Annotated in this window: 1 protein-coding gene; it reads left to right on the forward strand. The window is 68.9% G+C overall.

Annotated elements, in window-relative coordinates; all coding sequences use genetic code 11:
* The first annotated feature begins 460 nt into the window (after positions 1–460).
* Positions 461–1696, forward strand: a complete 1236-nt coding sequence (locus HMPREF0591_RS29675) for a PPE family protein (protein ID WP_040624479.1) — start codon at positions 461–463, stop codon at positions 1694–1696.
* Positions 1697–1792: the final 96 nt, after the last annotated feature.

Raw genomic sequence — 1792 nt, forward strand, 5'->3', positions numbered from 1 at the left:
TCGACAGCGTCTGAAAGGCGCTTTAGCGCGCGAACACTGCCGCGCTAAAGCGCCTTTCGGCGCGCGGTGGCGCACCGTACCCCACCGGCGCGGGCATGGTCTTCCCGTGCTGAAGCGAGCCTGGTCGTGCTGACTTTCCTGCGGCCGGATTTTTTCCCCGCCCGTATCCCGGATTCGCGCGTGCGGGCGCGGACAGCCGACGAGGAGCCATTCGCACCGCGCGGTATTCCCGCAGCTAGTCGCTTCGGTCGTCGGCGTGACGCACCCCGGGTGTGCCTCTGTGCACCGGTGCGGAAGCGCCCGCCGGCGGGCCGATCACCCTTGCGCTCCGTCTCATCGAGACGACGAACGGACGTCGCGGCAATTTAGCCTTCGCAACAACCAAGCACACGCTTGGCGGTCGTTCGACCGGGACCAGTTGCGAGGGAAACAGATGTCGTTCGAGCCGGGGGCCTCGTCGGTGGTTGACTTCGGCGCGTTACCGCCGGAGATCAACTCCGGTCGTCTGTATGCGGGTCCGGGTTCGGGGCCGATGATGGCGGCGTCGGCGGCGTGGGATGAGATCGCCGCGGAGGTCGCCACGGCGGCCAGCGCGTGCAGCTCGGTCGTTTCGGAGCTGACCGGGGGGCCGTGGGTGGGCGCGGCGGCATCGTCGATGCTGGCGGCGGTGGCGCCGTACACGAGTTGGCTGGGTGCGGTGTCGGCGATGGCTGAGGAGACGGCCAGTCAGGGCCGCGCGGCGGCGGCCGCTTTCGAGGCGGCGTTCGCGATGACGGTGCCGCCACCGGTGATCGCGGCGAATCGGGAGCTATTGGCGACGCTGATCGCAACGAACTTCTTCGGTCAGAACAGCGCGGCGATCGCGGCCACCGAGGCGCAGTACATGCAAATGTGGGCCCAGGACGCGGCGTCAATGTATGGGTACGCCGCCGCGTCGGTGACGGCCTCGACGTTGGCTCCTTTTGATCCGCCGCCGAATACCACCAACCCGGATGCGGCGGCCGATCAGGCATTGGCGGTGACCCGGGCCGTCCAGCAGCCGGCGGGCAACACCGCGCAGGCCGCCGCCGACGCGTCGTCTCAGCTGGCAACGCCGCAGGTGTTGTCGGCCACCACGTCGCAAACCACGCAGCAGGTCACGACCGCGGGCGCGCTGTCAACGACGACCGGCAACTCGCTCCAGGACGTCCTGCCCAGCCCGACGAACTGGTGGTCGCTGACACCCGGTAACTACACCACGATCCTCAAACAGAGCACGTCGGTCTTGTATCAGTCGAACGGTTTGGCCAGCTTTGGCATGTCGATGGGCCAGCAGCTGACGTTCGGTCCCGGTGGTGCCACGGCCGGCGCCGGTGGCGCCTGGTTCCCGACGCCGCAGTTCGCCCAGCTGGGCCTGGGCAATCTGGGCAACATCGGCGGTGGAGCGGTCTCGGCAGGAGCCGGAACGGCCTCTCACGTCGGGTCGCTGTCCGTGCCCCAACAGTGGGCAACGCTGACCTCCGCGGTCGGACCCGACGCTGCCGGGGTCGAGATCATCCCCGTGGACGTGGCCGGTGCTGCGACCAGCCCGCCGGGAAACGCCCTGCTGCGAGGCGTGCCCATCGGCCCCTTCGGCCGGCGTACCGCCGCGGCGGGCTACTCACACAAGTACGGCTTCCGCTTCAGTGTTCTCACACGTCCACCGTGGGCCGGGTAGGGGCCGGGCATGACCGCAGCCGGGATTGGGTGGCGGCTCGCCGCAACCGCATTCCCGTCAAATCAAGACTCGAGCCACGCCGCGCAACCAGTTGAA

Source organism: Mycobacterium parascrofulaceum ATCC BAA-614 (assembly GCF_000164135.1).
Lineage (GTDB): Bacteria > Actinomycetota > Actinomycetes > Mycobacteriales > Mycobacteriaceae > Mycobacterium > Mycobacterium parascrofulaceum.